Source organism: Pseudomonas wadenswilerensis (genome assembly GCF_024749185.1).
GTDB classification, from domain to species: Bacteria; Pseudomonadota; Gammaproteobacteria; order Pseudomonadales; family Pseudomonadaceae; genus Aquipseudomonas; species Aquipseudomonas wadenswilerensis.
Window position 1 is genome coordinate 3,922,124 of record NZ_CP087191.1, and the last position, 15,526, is coordinate 3,937,649.

Below are 15,526 nucleotides of genomic sequence, written 5' to 3' on the forward strand. Positions count from 1 at the left end.
ACCTTGCTCCTTGACGCCTCCCAAGCGTCCAGTTTTCTTGACACATCGAAAGAGACTCAGTAATTTTTTCGCCCCTCCTTTTCGGCTACCTCTGCCGTGCACTGCCCAGGCGTTAACTCGCGAAGCGGTCATACAGATGCCGACACTTATACGGTCGCTAGCCACTGGCGTGCCTCCATCTCCGATATCAAGTGTACAAGGATGATTTTATGATCATTCGTCAGGCTAATACTGCCGACTACCCGCTACTGCTCGACATTTGGCTGCGCTCCGTGCGCGCTACTCACCACTTCCTGCAAGCGTCCGACATAGACGCGTTGCTCCCGCAACTGCGCGACGTCTACCTACCCGCTGTTGAGTTATGGGTTGCAGTAGATACTGAAGACTGCCCACTGGGTTTTGTTGGGCTCAATCAAACGCACGTAGAAATGCTCTTCATTGATCCAGACCTGCGTGGGCAAGGCATTGGCCGAGCGCTACTGGATTACGCCCGCGGTTCACGCGATACGATGAGCGTTGACGTAAACGAGCAAAATCCCCAGGCGGTGGGGTTTTATCTGCATTACGGTTTTGTTCAAACCGGCCGCTCCCCTCTGGATGGCGAAGGCCGACCGTTCCCGTTGCTGCACATGAGCTTGCCGGCTGCAACGGCCTGAAACGGTCCTGGGTTCTGTACGAAAACTGCAAGCAGGCGTTGGGTCAGTGCGCCAGTGACGGTTGAGTAGCGACCGAGACGGTGAAGATCACTATGAACAGCACAACGAGTACCCAGAACATCACCACGATTGTCAGCATGACAACCTTCAGGCTTTGATATAGCCAGCGCAACCAATGACCTTCGGGTCTTACTGCTGAGCGGGTTCTGAGTACGCCTTTCAAATAGAAGCCGAGCAGGGCCAATAGTGCGCCATCAATCAATAGCGCGGGCAGCCCGGCTACGGGGAAAATGCTTTCCCACCGATAGAATGGCGAGCGGCTCAGGAATACCACATAACACGTGAGGCTACCGTAGGGGATGGCTCGCCATCCTTTACCGGCCAGCGCCCCGGCCATCAGACACATAACCACCATGAACGGATTGAGGAGAATATCGATCATCCATTCCAGTACGCTGGGGAAGTAGCCCGGGGAATGGATGCTGCGCCAGATGTGTTCGAACAATGTTCAGGCTCCTGCCTTTTATGGACCTTGCGCTGCACGGTATCGGCGTATTGTCGGGTTACATGAGTCCTGTTTAGGGGCTGTACGAAAAGCTATCGGCTCGCTGTTGGTGAAGCCCGTTCATCTGCCGCCATTCGAAAATCTGGCGCGGGCTGCGGGGCAGAAAAACAGTGCAGCGCTACCGGCGAAGAAGTTCTGCCTCTCGTCGCAGCCTGCTTACGAGCGAACGCTCGGCACTCTTGGTAGACTAATGCACCCCTGTTTTTGCTTCTCGCCGGCAAGCTGTAACAAACCGCGCAGAGCAAAACACCCCTGAATCGCTGCAAACGCGTCGTAGAACATGCCCCTAGAATCCGCCTCAACCCCAGCAAACCCGCGCCCTGAGCCGTCCCGCCGCTTCAGCGTTGCACCTATGATGGATTGGACCGACCGCCATTGCCGGTTCTTCCTGCGCCTGCTCTCCAGCAACGCCCTGCTCTACACCGAAATGGTCACCACCGGTGCCTTGCTGCACGGCGATGCCGAGCGGTTCCTGCGCCATGACGAGGCCGAGCATCCGTTGGCTTTGCAGTTGGGCGGCAGCGTGCCGGCTGACCTGGCCGCGTGCGCCAAGCTGGCCGAGGCCGCAGGCTATGACGAGGTCAACCTCAATGTCGGCTGCCCAAGCGATCGGGTGCAGAACAATATGATCGGCGCCTGCCTGATGGGCCATCCGGCGCTGGTCGGCGATTGCGTGAAGGCGATGCAGGATGCGGTGCAGATCCCGGTAACGGTCAAGCACCGCATCGGTATCAATGGCCGCGACAGCTACGCCGAGCTGTGCGATTTCGTCGGCCAGGTGCGCGACGCCGGTTGCCGCAGTTTTACCGTGCATGCGCGGATCGCGATTCTCGAGGGCCTGTCGCCGAAGGAGAACCGCGAGATTCCACCGCTGCGTTATGACGTCGCCGCGCAGTTGAAGGCGGATTTTCCGGACCTGGAACTGGTGCTCAACGGCGGTATCAAGACCCTGGCCGAATGCCAGGAGCACTTGAAGATTTTCGACGGGGTGATGCTCGGCCGCGAGGCTTATCACAACCCGTACTTGCTGGCCGAGGTCGATCAGCAGTTGTTCGGCAGCACGGCGCCGGTGATCAGCCGCAGTGAGGCGCTGGCCAAATTGCGTCCTTACATTGCCGCGCACCTGGCATCCGGCGGCGCCATGCACCACATCACCCGCCATATTCTCGGCCTTGGCCAGGGCTTCCCGGGGGCGCGCAAGTTCCGCCAGTTGCTGTCGGTGGATATCCACAAGAGCAAGGACCCGCTGGCCCTGCTCGACCAGGCCGGCGAGCTGCTGCAGGGGCGTTAGTTCTGGAACCTGTGGCCCGTTCGGCACTCGAAGGCTTATCCCCTTCGCCCCGCCTGCCAGCCAGCCCTTGAGCGGCTGGCAGCGCTCGGGTAATGTCGATCCATTGCACAGGACAGAGCACGCCCATGACTTCCAAGCTGGAACAACTCAAGCAGTTCACCACTGTGGTTGCCGACACCGGTGATATCGACGCCATCAGCCGCCTGAAACCGGTCGATGCCACCACCAACCCTTCCCTGCTGCTCAAGGCTGCGGCCATGCCCGGTTATGCCGAGCTGCTCAAGCAATCGGTCGAGCACAGCAAGGGCGATGTCGGCGTTGCCTGTGACGCCTTTGCCGTAGCCGTTGGCGCCGGCATTCTCAAGGTGATTCCGGGGCGTATCTCCACCGAGGTCGACGCCCGCCTGTCCTTCGACCAACCGGCGCTGCTGGCCAAGGCCCGGCAGTTGATCGCGCTGTACGACCAGGCCGGTATCGGCCGTGACCGGGTGCTGATCAAGCTGGCCTCGACCTGGGAAGGCATCCGCGCCGCCGAGGTGCTGGAAAAAGAAGGCATCCAGACCAACCTGACCCTGCTGTTCTCCTTCGCCCAGGCCCAGGCCTGCGCCGACGCCGGGGTGTTTTTGATTTCGCCGTTCGTGGGGCGCATCTACGACTGGTACAAGAAGTCCACCGGCAAGGACTACGTCGGCGCCGAAGACCCGGGCGTGCAGTCGGTAACGCGCATTTACGACTACTACAAGACCAATGACTACAAGACCGTGGTCATGGGCGCGAGCTTCCGCAATATCGGCCAGATCGAACAACTGGCCGGCTGTGACCGGCTGACCATCAGCCCCGAGTTGCTGCAGCAGTTGAGCGATGATCAGGGCGAGTTGCCGCGCATCTTGAAGCCAGGCAAAAACGGCGAGGCGCGCCAGGTGCTTAGCGAAAGCCAGTTCCGCTGGGCGTCGAACGAAGATGCCATGGCCACCGAGAAGCTGGCCGAGGGGATTCGCCAGTTTGCCCGGGATCAGGAGAAGCTTGAGGCGTTGTTGGCGGCAAAGGCCTGATACAAATCTGGGTTTGCCAGTGAGGTAGATTGCGCGGAGCATCAATCAGTTCGCGTCGCCTGCAATCGCTGGCAAGCCAGCTCCCACAAGGTCCGATGAATGCAGTACCTGTGGGAGCTGGCTTGCCAGCGATGGGCTGCACAGCAGCCCCAGATCAACCTGACCTCCCAATCTTGTGGTGCCTTCTCCGTTGTCGATAACCGATGCATCTTCTTTGCCCTTGGTACTGGCCGGCCCGTTGCTGCGCCGCCTCGAACCCACGCGAATCGTGTTCTGGCTGGTAGCCTCCGAGCCGCTGCAAGCCGAGCTGCAACTGAGCTGCGCAGGCATTACTGCCGATATCAACTGCACGGTTATGCCGATCGGCCGGCACGCCTTTGTCCATCTGCTCGACATCACCCTCGACAGCCCGCTGCCGCGCGATGAGCAGATCGACTACGACCTGATCCTCAACACCCAAGGCATCGCCCGGTACGCCCCGCACCTGCTATATCCGGGTGCGCAACGGCCGAACTTCGTGTTGCGTTCGCAGCTGGAGCAATTGCTCCACGGCTCATGCCGTAAACCCCATCACCCGGCAGCAGACGGCCTGCTGTGCGCCGACCGCCTGTTGCTGGAAAACCCCGCGCCATTGCAGCGCCCTGCCCTGCTGATGATGAGCGGCGACCAGGTGTATGCCGACGATGTCGCCGGCCCCATGCTGCGGGCCATTCATGCGCTGATCGAGCGCCTGGGGCTGTTTGGCGAGCACCTGCAAGGGGCGGTGGTGGACAACAGCGCTGCGCTTTACCAGCATCCGGCCAGCTATTACCACCGCGCCGACCTGTTGCCCGCACTGGAGAGCAACGAAACCCTGCGCGAGCGATTTTTCGGCGGCACGCGCAAGCCGATCTTCACCAGCAGCAACGCCGACAACCACCTGGTGACCTTCGCCGAAGTCATGGCCATGTACCTGCTGGTCTGGTCACCGGTGCCCTGGGGCCTGATCGAGCCGCAGATGCCGCCCGGCCTCAGCACCGAGCGCCAGGCGCGCTATCGCCAGGAACAACAGCTGATCAACGGCTTTACCAGCGGCCTTGGCGGGGTTGCCCGGGTGTTGGCACACTTGCCGAGCCTGATGATCTTCGACGACCACGACATCACCGATGACTGGAACCTGTCGGCGCAATGGGAAGAAACCGCCTACGGCCACCCTTTCTCCAAGCGCATCATCGGCAACGCCCTGCTCGGCTACCTGCTGTGCCAGGGCTGGGGCAACAACCCGGATGCCTTTACCAGGCTGCTGGAGCACTGCCAGGCCTTCAGCCACAGTGCCGACGCCGACGACTACCTCGACACGCCGCTGCAGGATGCGCTGATCAACGAGGTGCTGCGCTTTCAGGGCTGGCAGTTCGTCCTGCCCAGCAGCCCGGCGCTGCTGGTGCTCGATACACGCACCCGGCGCTGGCGCAGTGAAAGCAACTTCAACAAACCCTCAGGCCTGCTCGACTGGGAAGCCCTCAGCGAGCTGCAACAGGCGCTGCTCGACCATCCTTCGGCGATCATCGTCTCGCCGGCACCGATCTTCGGCGTCAAGCTGATCGAGAGCGTGCAACGGGTGTTCAGCTGGCTGGGCTATCCGCTATTGGTGGATGCCGAGAACTGGATGGCCCATCGCGGTGCGGCGCAGGTGATTCTGAATATCTTCCGCCACTCGCGCACACCGGGGCACTACGTGATTCTCTCCGGTGACGTGCACTACTCGTTCGTCTATGAGGTGCTGATTCGCCACCGCCAACGCGCCCCGCACCTGTGGCAGATCACCAGCAGCGGCATCAAGAACCAGTTCCCCAAGCGCCTGCTGGACACCTTCGACCGCCTCAACCGCTGGCTGTACTCGCCCCGCTCACCGCTCAACTGGTTTACCAAGCGCCGGCAGATGCAAGTGATCCCGCGTACACCCGCCCACAGCAAGGCCGGCGAGCGGCTGTGGAACAGCGCGGGCCTGGGCCAGGTGTTTTTCAATGAACAGGGGCAACCGGCGCGGATTTTCCAGCTCAACGCCGATGGCAGCGAGGCAACGGAATTTCCACCACGGCAAGCTGACTGCAAAGAGGTTTGACCGGCACCAGAACGGCGCCCTGGTCGGTGATCAGGTGCGCTCGAGGGCGTTGACCAGGTCGTGGAAGGCTTCGCGGTTGGAGTCGTTCAGACCCATGAGGATCTTGTGCGCTTCCAGTACCTTGGAACGCACCACGTCTTCGTTCTGGTCCTGGGACGGCAGGTCGGTCAGGCACTCCGGGCACGGGATTGGCCGGTCAACGATGTTGAACACCTGGTCGAAGCCCATCGACTGCAGCAAGCGGGTGATGTCGGCGTGGGTGGTGACCACCGTTGGCAACAGCCCGACCTTTTGCCGCGACAGGATCGAGAGCTTGGCCAGCAAGCCCAGGGTGGTGCTGTCGATGCTGTTGGTTTCTGTCAGATCGATGACGATCGCCGAGAAATTCAGCGCCGTGAAGATCTTTTCAATCGTCGCATCCAGCGCCGAACACAAGGTCAGGCGCACTTCACCGACAAACTTCAGCACGAAGGTGCCATTCTGCTCGGCGAACTGGATTCTACCCGTACTCATTGAAGGTTCCTGCTCAACACCAATAGGGCGATATCATCCGGCATCTCCCCAAGCGTAGCTAATCCGAATCGTTGGCGCAGCCCATCCAGACTACCGCCTGCGGCCTTGATGATTTCAGGCAGGGCCGCCTCTTTATCTTTGAGTGTTTCACCCGGCAAAAGGTCCAGAATGCCATCAGATAGCAGGGTCAGGCTGAACTGCGGCGGCAACTCCAGGATATGGTCCTGGTAGACAGCCTCCTCGAACAACCCGACCGGCAACCCACGGCCCTCCAGATAACGGCTCTGGCCCGGGGTATAAAGCACTGGCAACGGCAGGTGACCGCCGATGCTGTAGGTCATGATACCCGTATCTTCATCGATAACACCGCCGACCATGGTCACATGCTTGCCCAGCTTGCAGTTGATCAAGCCGCGGTTGATGTGCCCGAGTACTTCGGAAGGCTTGAAATCGCGCAACTTGCCGCCGCGCTTGAATTCAAACAGCAGGCGCGTGGTCATGAACTTCAGCAGCACGGTGACGAAGGCCGAAGAAGCGCCATGCCCGGAAACGTCTGCCAGATAAAAGGCGATTCGCCTTTCATCGACGCGGAAATAGTCGGCAAAGTCGCCCGACAGGTACAACGACGGAATGATCTGGTGCTCGAACGACAGGTCGTCGGCCACCCAGGGGCTTTCCGGCAGCATGTTCATCTGCACCTGACGCCCGGCAGTCTGGTCCTCCTGCAGCAGGTGCAGGCTGGCCTCGAGCTCGCGGTTGGCGGTTTCGAGCTTTTCCCGGTAGCGCTGGTTTTCCAGCACCAGTCGCGCGCGGTCCAAGGCCCGGCGAACCGAATGCTCGAGTACCGCGAGGTCTTCCAGCGGCTTGATCAGGTAGTCGGCCGCACCCAGGCGCAGGGCTTCGACGGCGTCGTTCATCACCCCGGCACCCGAAACCACGATTACCGGTAATTCCGGCGCGCGCTCGGTCACCTGGCGAATCAGCTCCAGGCCGCCCATTTGCGGCATGCGCAGATCGCAGATCACAAGATCAGGGTGTTCCTGTTCGAAGACCTGGAGGCCCTGCTGGCCATTGGCTGCCTGCAGGACGCTGAAACCGCTGTCTTCCAGGTAGGCGGCAAGACTCGCACGTACGACGTCGTCGTCATCGATTATCAGCAGCGTTGCACTGGTTTTCTGCATGTGGGCAAACGGCGCCAGGAATAAGTTGGGCGTAGGTGAGCATCGGCCCACGTACTGGATTCACTTCGAGCTACTCTTCTATGAGTTGTAGGACATGAAAACCTGTCCGGCAAATAGCAGAGGTGCCTTGTAAGGCGCAGACGGTACTCCCATCCGCCGGGCGTTTCAAGGGTACACCGATGGTCGCCGATGCTCTTTACAGCCGAAAGCACCGGGAGTTATAAAAACCTCTCCAACCGCAACGCAATGAAAGGATGCAGACATGAGTTCAGTGCACATGGACTACAGCGAGAAGCGCGATTTCATTCGCATGCGGGTGGATGCAGATGTCAGCCTGATCCACGCAGGCCAAGTCATCACTGCGGTCTGCCTGGACCTCTCCAGCAGCGGCATGCAGGTCCAGTCGCCGCGCCAGTTCAAGGTCGGCGATAACCTCGAGGTGCGTATCGATTCCGAGCACACGGCGCTGAAAGGCCTGGAAGCAAGCACCGAAGTGGTGTGGATCGCCGACCAGGCAGACGGCGGACAGAAGCTCGGCTTGCGCATCCTCAGCATGAAATAAATGCAGACACAAAAAAGGCGACCTGAAGGTCGCCTTTTGCTTGCCCGCCCGGATCAGAAGTCGTCGACGACTTCGCCATCCTTGACCTTGAATTCGCGATTCTGCAGATAAGCGTTGCGAATGAAGATGTATTTGTCGCCATTGATCAGCTTTTCTGCCGACAGCAGGCTCGCGCGGGTGTCGACCACATCGACGGCGGCGGCGGTGTTGCGGGTCGGTACGTGGTCGATGTAGCGGTAGGGTTCGGTGTAGGTGTCCGGGTACTTGGCGATGGCATCACGCACGGTGCTCGGGCCGAGCAACGGCAGCATCACGTACGGACCACTGCCCACGCCCCAGTAGCCGAGGGTCTGGCCGAAGTCTTCGTCGTTGCGCTGCAGGCCCATCTTGGTGCCGACATCGAAGAAGCCGCCGATGCCGAAGGTGGTGTTGACGATCAGCCGCGCAGTGTCGACGCCAGCCGCGTGCGGCTTGAGCTGCAGCACGTTGTTGGCCAGGTTGGTGACATCGCCCAGGTTACGGAACATGTTGTGGATGCCGTCTTCGAGGAACTGCGGGGTGACCGCCTGGTAACCCTGCGCCAGCGGCTTGAGGGCATAGGTGTCGACCGTGTCGTTGAAGCGGAAGATCGGCCGGTTGATGCTTTCCCATGGATCTTCCTCAGTCGCCGCCTGGGCCGCGACTACAGGCGCCAAAAGCAGGCCGGCACAGACACAGGCCCGGGTCATCCGATCGATCAGGCCGATCCTAAGCATAGAGTTACTCCTCGAACTGGGGCAGACGCTGCGCGTCCTACGCCGAAAAATGAAGCCAGTATAAAGCCTCCGCTGCCGTTAAACAGCTTGGCATAAACAGCGTCGCAAAAATGTGAACAACTGTGTATCGGCAGCGTCACCAAAAGGTCACAACCCCAGCGTAGCCTGCAAGTTATTTCAGGGACGTTGCCATGTCAGACTCCCCCGCCATCACTGCCCTGCTGTTCGGCTTGCGCGGCTGCCTTGTCGAAGTGAATCCGGGTCCTGATGCTCGAACCCCCTGCCCGACTCCCGGCGCGCTACCCACCCTTGACTGGCTGTACCAGCAAAAGGTTCCTTGCGCCTGGCTCGATGAGCTGCCGGCAGCGGATGGCAACCATCTGGCAAGCCCCTTGCCCGCCTGGCTCAGTGGCTACCCCGATTGCCAAACACCCTGGCCTGCTCCAGATGCCTGCTGGCGGGCGCTCATGCAGCTGAAGGCGAGCAAACTCGACGGTTGCGTGCTGGTCAGTGACGAACCGCGCCTGTTGCAATCAGGCCTCAATGCCGGATTGTGGACCATCGGCCTGGCGTCCTGCGGGCCCAGCAGCCAGTGGCAGGCCCTGAGCCCCAAGGAGCAGGAACGCCAGCGCGGCCAGGCCACCTTGCAGTTGTTTGCCCTGGGCGTGCATTCAGTGGTCGACCACCTTGAAGCCCTGGCCGATTGCCTGGCGGATATCGGCCAGCGCCGGCGCAAAGGCGAAAAACCCTGAAACAGCGCCATTGATCAGGGTCATGCAAAGCGCTGGCCGGTGGATTACTCTAGTAGACAGGGCATGGACCTTTCACCCACTGCCGGGGTCCATGACTGTGCCTATTCATAGAGGGAGAACACCCATGCCTGCCCGCGAACTGCAAGAGCAACTTGACGCCCTGCGCGAGCAACTGGAGCAAAATCCACCGCTCTCGCTGGAAGAGCGTGATCATCTGCAAGAACTGATGCAAAAGATCGAGGCCGAGATGAAACTTGAGGCCGCGACCCCGGACAACAACCTGGTCGATGGCGTCAACCTCGCAGTGGAGCGCTTTGAAGTCGAGCACCCGGGCCTGACTGCCACCTTGCGCAATATCGTTCAGAGTCTGCAAAGCATGGGCATCTAAGCCCACCTGAATAAAAAAGCCCCGTCATCGAACGGGGCTTTTTCGTTACTGGCGAACCAGTCGCAGGTTCGCCAGGGTCACCTGCCCGGTGCTGCGGTACGGGTTGATGTCCAGCCCGCCGCGGCGCACGTAACGGGCATAGACCGTCAGGTGCTCGGGGTTGAGCAGGCGCTTGAGGTCGAGGTAGATACGCTCGACGCACTGCTCATGGAAGTCGGCATGCTGACGGAAGCTGATCAGGTAGGTCAGCAGGCTGGCATGATCCAGCGCCGCGCCGCGGTAATGCACAGTGACACTGCCCCAGTCCGGCTGGCCAGTGACCGGGCAGTTGGACTTGAGCAAATGGCTGTGCAGGGTTTCTTCCACAATGTTGCTGCTGTCGCAACGCAGCAGCTCCGGTTGTGGCTGCTCGTAATTGCTGATGCTGACATCCAGCTCATCGATGCACACACCTGGCAAGCCGACCACGCCCTGCCCTTCGACCTCGGCCAGGCTGCGGATCTGCACGCCCACCGGCTTGCCGGCAGCAGCGGACAGGTCCTTGACCAGGCACGCCTGCAACGCCGCTGGCGACTCGAACACGGTCTGGTTCAGCGAATTGAGGTACAGCTTGAAGGACTTCGACTCGATGATGTTCGGCGAATCGGCCGGGATGGCGAACTCGCCAATGGCCACCACCGGCTTGCCCGACGGCAGCAGCCAGGACAGCTCGAAGCAGTTCCAGAAGTCGACACCCAGCCATGGCAGGGTCTCGGCGCTGACGCCCAGCTCGGCCCATTTTGCCGCCCGCGGGATCGGGAACAGCAGCGAGGGTGTGTAAGTAGCGACGTATTCGCTGGATTTACCCAGCGGAGAATGTTCGGCGGCAGGATGCATGGCTAAAACCTGTAGGAGCAAATGCGCCTAGTTTATCGGTTTTAGGCCATGCATTGGGCAATCGGCTGTTATTGGCCGATGGTCAGCTTGCCGACCATGCCCGCCTGGTAGTGGCCGGGCACGTTGCAGGCGAACTCGATCGGCGTCGACTGGCTGAAGGTCCAGGTCAGCTCAGCGCTTTTGCCGGGCTCGACCATCACCGTGTTCGGATCGTCATGCTGCATGCTTGCGCCATGGTCCATACCGCCGTGCCCCATGGCGGAATGGTCCATCTGGCCTTGCATGGCGAGCATTTCTTTCTGGTGCCTGGCATGCATTACAGCATCGCCCAGGCTGAATTCATGGACGACCGCCCCCTTGTTGACCAGCACGAAACGCACGGTCTCCCCGGCCTTGACCTCAAGGCTGCGCGGCGCGTAGTACATGTCGCCCATCACCACCTCGACGGTGCGAGTCGCCTTGCTCGCTGGCGCAGGCTGCCCGAAGGCGTAGGAATGCGCGGGTGATGCCAGGACCGGAAGGCTGAACAGCGCCAGAGCGCCAACAATAAAAAGGTGTTTCATTTCAAGCCCACTCCAGGGTTGCGACGATTCAGCCTTCACTGTAGAAAACCGCCGCTGGCAGTCACCTGACAAAAAGATTACAACTTTGTCAGCTTGGCCACCCGGCACACCCGGCGCGGTATAACCCTCCGGCAATTCACGCTAAAGAGCCAGCCGATGAAACTGTTGATCGTCGAAGACCAGACCAAGACCGGCCAGTACCTGTGCCAGGGCCTCAGTGAAGCGGGCTTCGCCACCGAGCTTGCCAGCGACGGCAATACCGGCCAGCACCTGGCCCTGACCGGCGACTACGATTTACTGATCCTCGATGTCATGCTGCCCGGCCGCGATGGCTGGCAGATCCTCCAGGCCGTGCGCGCCGCCGGCCTGGAAATCCCGGTGCTGTTCCTCACTGCCCGCGACGCCGTGGAAGACCGCGTGCACGGCCTGGAACTGGGCGCCGACGATTACCTGGTCAAGCCTTTCGCCTTTTCCGAGCTGCTGGCGCGGGTGCGCAGCCTGCTGCGCCGTGGCAGCAGCCCGGCACAGGAAACCACCCTGGGCCTGGCCGACCTGCGCCTGGACCTGATCCGCCGCCGGGTCGAACGCGCAGGCCAGCGCATCGACCTGACCGCCAAGGAGTTCGCCCTGCTCGAACTGCTGTTGCGCCGCCAGGGCGAGGTGCTGCCCAAGTCGCTGATCGCCTCGCAAGTGTGGGACATGAACTTTGACAGCGACACCAACGTCATCGAAGTGGCGATCCGCCGCCTGCGCCTGAAGATCGACGACGCCCATGACAACAAGCTGATCCATACCGTGCGCGGCATGGGTTATGTGCTTGAAGAGCGCGGCGCCTGATGCGTCGCTTGTCCCTCGGGAGCCGCCTGGCGTTGCTGTTTGCCGCCTGCACTGCAGTGGTGTCGCTGACCGCCGGCATCCTCTTCAGCCGCGCCAGCGCCACTCACTTCATCGAACTCGACCAGCAATTGCTCAACAGCCGCCTGTCGCTGTTGCGCCAGATGCTCGAAGGCGTAGATAGCCCAGCCAGCCTCGCCCCGCGCCTGCCCGCTCTGCAGACCGAACTCAGCCACCAGGCCGACCTTGCCGTGCGCATTGGTGGCCGTGACGGGCGCATCTGGTTCGACAGCCAGGCCGGCCTGCCCGACTCGCCGCAGGTGGTCGGGCTCAGCACCTTGCACGCCAGTGGCGTCGACTACCGCAGCCTGTGCGTCAACCTCAACGACGGCGACGCACAGCTGACGCTGTTTCTCGACATCACCCACCACCAGCATTTTCTCCAGCGCATGCAGCAGTTGATCTGGCTCACCGTCGGCCTCTCGGCCCTGGCCACCGCACTGCTCGGTGCCTGGGCAGCGCGCAGCGGGCTACGGCCATTGCGCCAGATGGGTGAAGTGGCCTCCGGGGTTTCGGCGCGTTCGCTGACCACGCGCCTGCCGGAGGGGCAGATGCCAGTAGAGCTGGCGGAGCTGGCGCAGACCGTCAATGCCATGCTCGAACGCCTGGACGATGCCTTTCAGCGCCTCTCGGCGTTCTCCGCCGACATTGCCCATGAGCTGCGCACGCCACTGTCCAACCTGCTGACCCACACCCAGGTGACCCTGACCCGGCCGCGCAGCCTGGATGAATACCGCGAGGCGCTGCACAGCAACCTCGAAGAACTGCAATGGATGGCGCAACTGGTCAACGACATGCTTTACCTGGCCAAGGCCGACCACGGTTTGTTGATGCCCAGCCGCCAACAGCTGGCGCTTGAGGACGAGGCCGATGCCTTGCTCGAGTACTACGCCCCCTTGGCCGAAGATGCCGAAGTGAAGTTGAGCCGTGAGGGGCAAGCACCCTTGGCAGGCGATCGGCATATGCTGCGCCGGGCCCTGTCCAACCTGCTGGACAATGCCTTGCGCTTCACCCCGGCCGGTGGCGAGATTCGCGTGACGATTGAACAACGGGAAGGCCTGGTGCGGCTGCAGGTGGCCAACCGTGGCGAGCCGATTGACCCGGCGCTGCTGCCGAAGTTGTTTGACCGCTTCTACCGGGCGGATCCGGCGCGGCGCGAAGGCAGCAGTGAACATGCGGGATTGGGACTGGCGATTACCCGCTCGATCGTGCAGGCGCACGGGGGGAGTATTCGTGGGGAGTCGGCTGGGGGCTGGACGCGGTTCGTGATCGACTTGCCGACGGTGTAACCCTTATCGCCGGCAAGGCCGGCTCCCACAATGGCTCTTGTGGGAGCTGGCCTTGCCGGCGATCGGCCGCAGCGCGGCCGTAACGGCCATCACTCGTAACGCAAGGCGTACGCCGGTTCCACCTGCGATGCCCGCCACGCCGGGTACAGCGTCGCCAGGAAGCTCATGATCAAGCCGGCACTGCAGATCAGCGCCACGTCGCCCCACTGCAGCTCCGACGGCAAGGTGCTGATGAAGTACACGTCCGAGGTGAAGATATGCTGGCCGCTGACCCGCTCCAGCCAGCCGACGATCTGGCTGACGTTCAGCGCCGCGACCACCCCGAGCACGCCGCCAATCAAGGTACCGACGATACCGATCAGGCTGCCCTGCACCATGAAGGTGCCCATGATCTGCGCCGGCGTGGCGCCGATGGTGCGCAGGATGGCGATGTCGGCACCTTTGTCGTTGACCACCATGATCAGCGTGGCAATGATGTTGAACGCCGCCACGGCGATGATCAGCAGCAGCAACAGGCCGATCATGGTCTTTTCCATCTTCATCGCGCTGAACAGGCTGCCCTGGGTGTGGGTCCAGTCATCGGCGCGGTACTGCTCGCCGAGGCTCGCGGTAATCGCCTTGGACACCTGCGGCGCCGCATACAGGTCCTTGACCTTCAGGCGCACGCCCTGCACCTGGTTCGGCGCCCAGCGCTGCATCTGCGCGGCGTCAGCCATGTGCATCAGGCCCAGCGAGCCATCCAGCTCGGCGCCCACCTTGAATACTCCGACCACGTTCAGGCGCTGCATGCGCGGGGTGATGCCACCTGGCGCGCTGCTGACTTCCGGCACGATCAGGGTCAGCTTGTCGCCGACGTTGAGGCGAAAACGCCGCGCGGTGATTTCGCCGATGACCACGCCGAACTCGCCCGGCTTGAGGTCTTCGAGGCGGCCCTGAACGATATGCTGGGCGACGATCGAGACCTTGCCCTCCTCGGCCGGGTCGATGCCGCTGACCTGGATCGGCTGCATCGAGCCTTTGTAGGAAAGCATGCCTTCCATCTCGGTCAGTGGCGCGGCGGCGATCACTTCAGGGTTCTTCAAGGCTTCGGCCGCCACTGGCCGCCAGTCGTCCAGCGGCTGGGCACCGAGCACGCTGGCGTGCGGCACCATGCCGAGGATGCGCGAACTCATTTCGCGCTGAAAGCCGTTCATCACCGACAGCACCACGATCATCGCCAACACGCCCAGGGACAGGCCGATCATCGAGGTCATGGAGATGAACGAAATGAAATGGTTGCGGCGCTTGGCGCGGGTGTAGCGCGCGCCGATGAAAATAGACAAGGGTCTGAACATGAACGAAGCACCCGGGTAAAGAAAAGAAACCAGGTGCCCGCCTAACCCGGCGGGCACATTGCGCGGGCCGTCAGATCGGGACCAGGTGCCCGTCTTCCAGACGCAGCACACGGTCCATCTGCCGCGCCAGGTTGAGATCGTGGGTCACCACCAGGAAGGCCGTCTGCGAAGCGCTGCTCAGCTCCTGCATGAGGTCCTGGATGCCCTGGGCGGTGTGGTGATCGAGGTTGCCGGTCGGCTCGTCAAGCATTACCAGCCCCGGACGGTTGACCAGCGCCCGGGCGATGGCCACGCGCTGGCGCTCACCACCGGACAACTCGGCCGGCTTGTGGCTCAGGCGATGGCCCAGGCCGACGCGCTTGAGCAACGCTTCGGCGCGCTCGCGAGCTTCAGGGATGGCGGTGCGGCCGATCAGCAGCGGCATGCACACGTTCTCCAGCGCGGTGAACTCCGGCAGCAGGTGGTGGAACTGGTAGACGAAGCCCAGGGCGCGGTTGCGCAGCAGGCCACGGGCGCGTTCGCCCAGCGCCGAGAGTTCTTCGCCGGCCAGCCAGACGCTGCCTTCGGAAGGCGTGTCGAGGCCACCGAGCAGGTTGAGCAAGGTACTCTTGCCCGAACCCGAACTACCGACGATCGCCACCCGCTCGCCCGGGTGCAGCTCCAGCTGCAAACCGGACAACACCTGGACCTTCTCCGGGCCTTCCTCGTAGGACTTGCCCAGGTTGCGGCAACTCAGCACTGCTTTATCACTCAT

At 61.9% G+C, this 15,526-nt stretch carries 17 protein-coding genes; 9 read left to right on the top strand and 8 right to left on the bottom strand.

Translation table 11 applies throughout. The features are described 5' to 3' along the window. Positions 1–209: 209 nt before the first annotated feature. Positions 210–656 (top strand): acetyltransferase, encoded by a 447-nt coding sequence (locus LOY45_RS17945; protein ID WP_115086137.1) that lies wholly within the window; start codon positions 210–212, stop codon positions 654–656. 43 nt (positions 657–699) lie between these two features. On the opposite strand, the gene LOY45_RS17950 is transcribed toward LOY45_RS17945, so the two are convergent. Continuing rightward, positions 700–1,161 carry a hypothetical protein gene (locus tag LOY45_RS17950; protein WP_115086136.1) on the bottom strand — a complete coding sequence of 154 codons (462 nt, stop codon included), beginning with the start codon at positions 1,159–1,161 and terminating at the stop codon, positions 700–702. A 340-nt stretch (positions 1,162–1,501) separates the two neighbouring features. Between LOY45_RS17950 and dusA the strand changes: the two genes are divergently transcribed. From dusA to LOY45_RS17965, 3 genes are all read left to right on the top strand, one after another. After that, on the top strand, positions 1,502–2,512 hold the full coding sequence (dusA, locus tag LOY45_RS17955; RefSeq protein ID WP_258578120.1) for a tRNA dihydrouridine(20/20a) synthase DusA: 1,011 nt from the start codon (positions 1,502–1,504) through the stop codon (positions 2,510–2,512). 125 nt (positions 2,513–2,637) lie between these two features. After that, the gene (gene tal / locus LOY45_RS17960; protein WP_258578121.1) at positions 2,638–3,564 is read left to right on the top strand and encodes a transaldolase; all 927 of its coding nucleotides are present in this window, start codon (positions 2,638–2,640) and stop codon (positions 3,562–3,564) included. A gap of 196 nt (positions 3,565–3,760) precedes the next feature. Further along, positions 3,761–5,665, top strand: coding sequence for an alkaline phosphatase D family protein (locus LOY45_RS17965; protein ID WP_258579317.1), 1,905 nt, complete (start codon positions 3,761–3,763; stop codon positions 5,663–5,665). Between the two features lie 30 nt (positions 5,666–5,695). Here LOY45_RS17965 and rssC read toward each other — a convergent pair whose 3' ends face one another. Together rssC and rssB are read right to left on the bottom strand one after the other, a co-directional pair. After that, positions 5,696–6,178, bottom strand: coding sequence for an anti-sigma factor antagonist RssC (gene rssC / locus LOY45_RS17970; RefSeq protein WP_010227140.1), 483 nt, complete (start codon positions 6,176–6,178; stop codon positions 5,696–5,698). Beyond that, positions 6,175–7,359: a two-component system response regulator RssB gene (gene rssB / locus LOY45_RS17975; RefSeq protein ID WP_115086107.1), complete on the bottom strand. Its 1,185-nt coding sequence runs from the start codon at positions 7,357–7,359 to the stop codon at positions 6,175–6,177. The genes rssC and rssB overlap by 4 nt, the downstream gene beginning before the upstream one ends. Before the next feature lie 262 nt (positions 7,360–7,621). On the opposite strand from rssB, the gene LOY45_RS17980 reads away from it, so the two are divergent. After that, positions 7,622–7,921 carry a PilZ domain-containing protein gene (locus LOY45_RS17980; RefSeq protein WP_233674021.1) on the top strand — a complete coding sequence of 100 codons (300 nt, stop codon included), beginning with the start codon at positions 7,622–7,624 and terminating at the stop codon, positions 7,919–7,921. Positions 7,922–7,974: 53 nt separating this feature from the next. Here LOY45_RS17980 and LOY45_RS17985 read toward each other — a convergent pair whose 3' ends face one another. Beyond that, entirely contained in the window at positions 7,975–8,676 is a 702-nt protein-coding gene (locus LOY45_RS17985; protein WP_115086105.1) for an MlaA family lipoprotein, read from the bottom strand. A 191-nt stretch (positions 8,677–8,867) separates the two neighbouring features. On the opposite strand from LOY45_RS17985, the gene LOY45_RS17990 reads away from it, so the two are divergent. Further along, positions 8,868–9,428, top strand: a complete 561-nt coding sequence (locus LOY45_RS17990; RefSeq protein ID WP_115086104.1) for an HAD superfamily inactivated hydrolase PcrP — start codon at positions 8,868–8,870, stop codon at positions 9,426–9,428. A gap of 124 nt (positions 9,429–9,552) precedes the next feature. Next, entirely contained in the window at positions 9,553–9,816 is a 264-nt protein-coding gene (locus LOY45_RS17995; protein ID WP_115086103.1) for a DUF4404 family protein, read from the top strand. Positions 9,817–9,861: 45 nt separating this feature from the next. Here the strand turns inward: LOY45_RS17995 and queF are convergent, their stop codons facing one another. Further along, positions 9,862–10,692, bottom strand: a complete 831-nt coding sequence (queF, locus tag LOY45_RS18000) for an NADPH-dependent 7-cyano-7-deazaguanine reductase QueF (RefSeq protein WP_115086102.1) — start codon at positions 10,690–10,692, stop codon at positions 9,862–9,864. A gap of 68 nt (positions 10,693–10,760) precedes the next feature. Continuing rightward, positions 10,761–11,255, bottom strand: coding sequence for a cupredoxin domain-containing protein (locus tag LOY45_RS18005; protein WP_115086101.1), 495 nt, complete (start codon positions 11,253–11,255; stop codon positions 10,761–10,763). Between the two features lie 156 nt (positions 11,256–11,411). Between LOY45_RS18005 and LOY45_RS18010 the strand changes: the two genes are divergently transcribed. Together LOY45_RS18010 and LOY45_RS18015 are read left to right on the top strand one after the other, a co-directional pair. Beyond that, positions 11,412–12,092 carry a heavy metal response regulator transcription factor gene (locus tag LOY45_RS18010; protein WP_115086100.1) on the top strand — a complete coding sequence of 227 codons (681 nt, stop codon included), beginning with the start codon at positions 11,412–11,414 and terminating at the stop codon, positions 12,090–12,092. Next, entirely contained in the window at positions 12,089–13,438 is a 1,350-nt protein-coding gene (locus LOY45_RS18015; protein WP_115086099.1) for a heavy metal sensor histidine kinase, read from the top strand. Before LOY45_RS18010 ends, LOY45_RS18015 begins: the two co-directional genes overlap by 4 nt. A gap of 89 nt (positions 13,439–13,527) precedes the next feature. Here the strand turns inward: LOY45_RS18015 and LOY45_RS18020 are convergent, their stop codons facing one another. Both LOY45_RS18020 and lolD read right to left on the bottom strand, forming a co-directional pair. Next, positions 13,528–14,772 carry a lipoprotein-releasing ABC transporter permease subunit gene (locus LOY45_RS18020; RefSeq protein WP_115086098.1) on the bottom strand — a complete coding sequence of 415 codons (1,245 nt, stop codon included), beginning with the start codon at positions 14,770–14,772 and terminating at the stop codon, positions 13,528–13,530. A 70-nt stretch (positions 14,773–14,842) separates the two neighbouring features. Then, on the bottom strand, positions 14,843–15,526 hold the full coding sequence (lolD, locus tag LOY45_RS18025) for a lipoprotein-releasing ABC transporter ATP-binding protein LolD (protein WP_177414845.1): 684 nt from the start codon (positions 15,524–15,526) through the stop codon (positions 14,843–14,845).

Excerpts from the sequence above, each read along its gene's own strand:
- LOY45_RS17945 (WP_115086137.1), top strand. The coding sequence starts at position 210 with ATGATCATTCGTCAGGCTAATACTGCCGACTACCCGCTACTGCTCGAC.
- dusA (WP_258578120.1), top strand. The coding sequence starts at position 1,502 with ATGCCCCTAGAATCCGCCTCAACCCCAGCAAACCCGCGCCCTGAGCCG.
- tal (WP_258578121.1), top strand. The coding sequence starts at position 2,638 with ATGACTTCCAAGCTGGAACAACTCAAGCAGTTCACCACTGTGGTTGCC.
- rssC (WP_010227140.1), bottom strand. The coding sequence starts at position 6,178 with ATGAGTACGGGTAGAATCCAGTTCGCCGAGCAGAATGGCACCTTCGTG.
- rssB (WP_115086107.1), bottom strand. The coding sequence starts at position 7,359 with ATGCAGAAAACCAGTGCAACGCTGCTGATAATCGATGACGACGACGTC.
- LOY45_RS17980 (WP_233674021.1), top strand. The coding sequence starts at position 7,622 with ATGAGTTCAGTGCACATGGACTACAGCGAGAAGCGCGATTTCATTCGC.
- LOY45_RS17985 (WP_115086105.1), bottom strand. The coding sequence starts at position 8,676 with ATGCTTAGGATCGGCCTGATCGATCGGATGACCCGGGCCTGTGTCTGT.
- LOY45_RS17990 (WP_115086104.1), top strand. The coding sequence starts at position 8,868 with ATGTCAGACTCCCCCGCCATCACTGCCCTGCTGTTCGGCTTGCGCGGC.
- LOY45_RS17995 (WP_115086103.1), top strand. The coding sequence starts at position 9,553 with ATGCCTGCCCGCGAACTGCAAGAGCAACTTGACGCCCTGCGCGAGCAA.
- queF (WP_115086102.1), bottom strand. The coding sequence starts at position 10,692 with ATGCATCCTGCCGCCGAACATTCTCCGCTGGGTAAATCCAGCGAATAC.
- LOY45_RS18005 (WP_115086101.1), bottom strand. The coding sequence starts at position 11,255 with ATGAAACACCTTTTTATTGTTGGCGCTCTGGCGCTGTTCAGCCTTCCG.
- LOY45_RS18010 (WP_115086100.1), top strand. The coding sequence starts at position 11,412 with ATGAAACTGTTGATCGTCGAAGACCAGACCAAGACCGGCCAGTACCTG.
- LOY45_RS18020 (WP_115086098.1), bottom strand. The coding sequence starts at position 14,772 with ATGTTCAGACCCTTGTCTATTTTCATCGGCGCGCGCTACACCCGCGCC.
- lolD (WP_177414845.1), bottom strand. The coding sequence starts at position 15,526 with ATGAGTGATAAAGCAGTGCTGAGTTGCCGCAACCTGGGCAAGTCCTAC.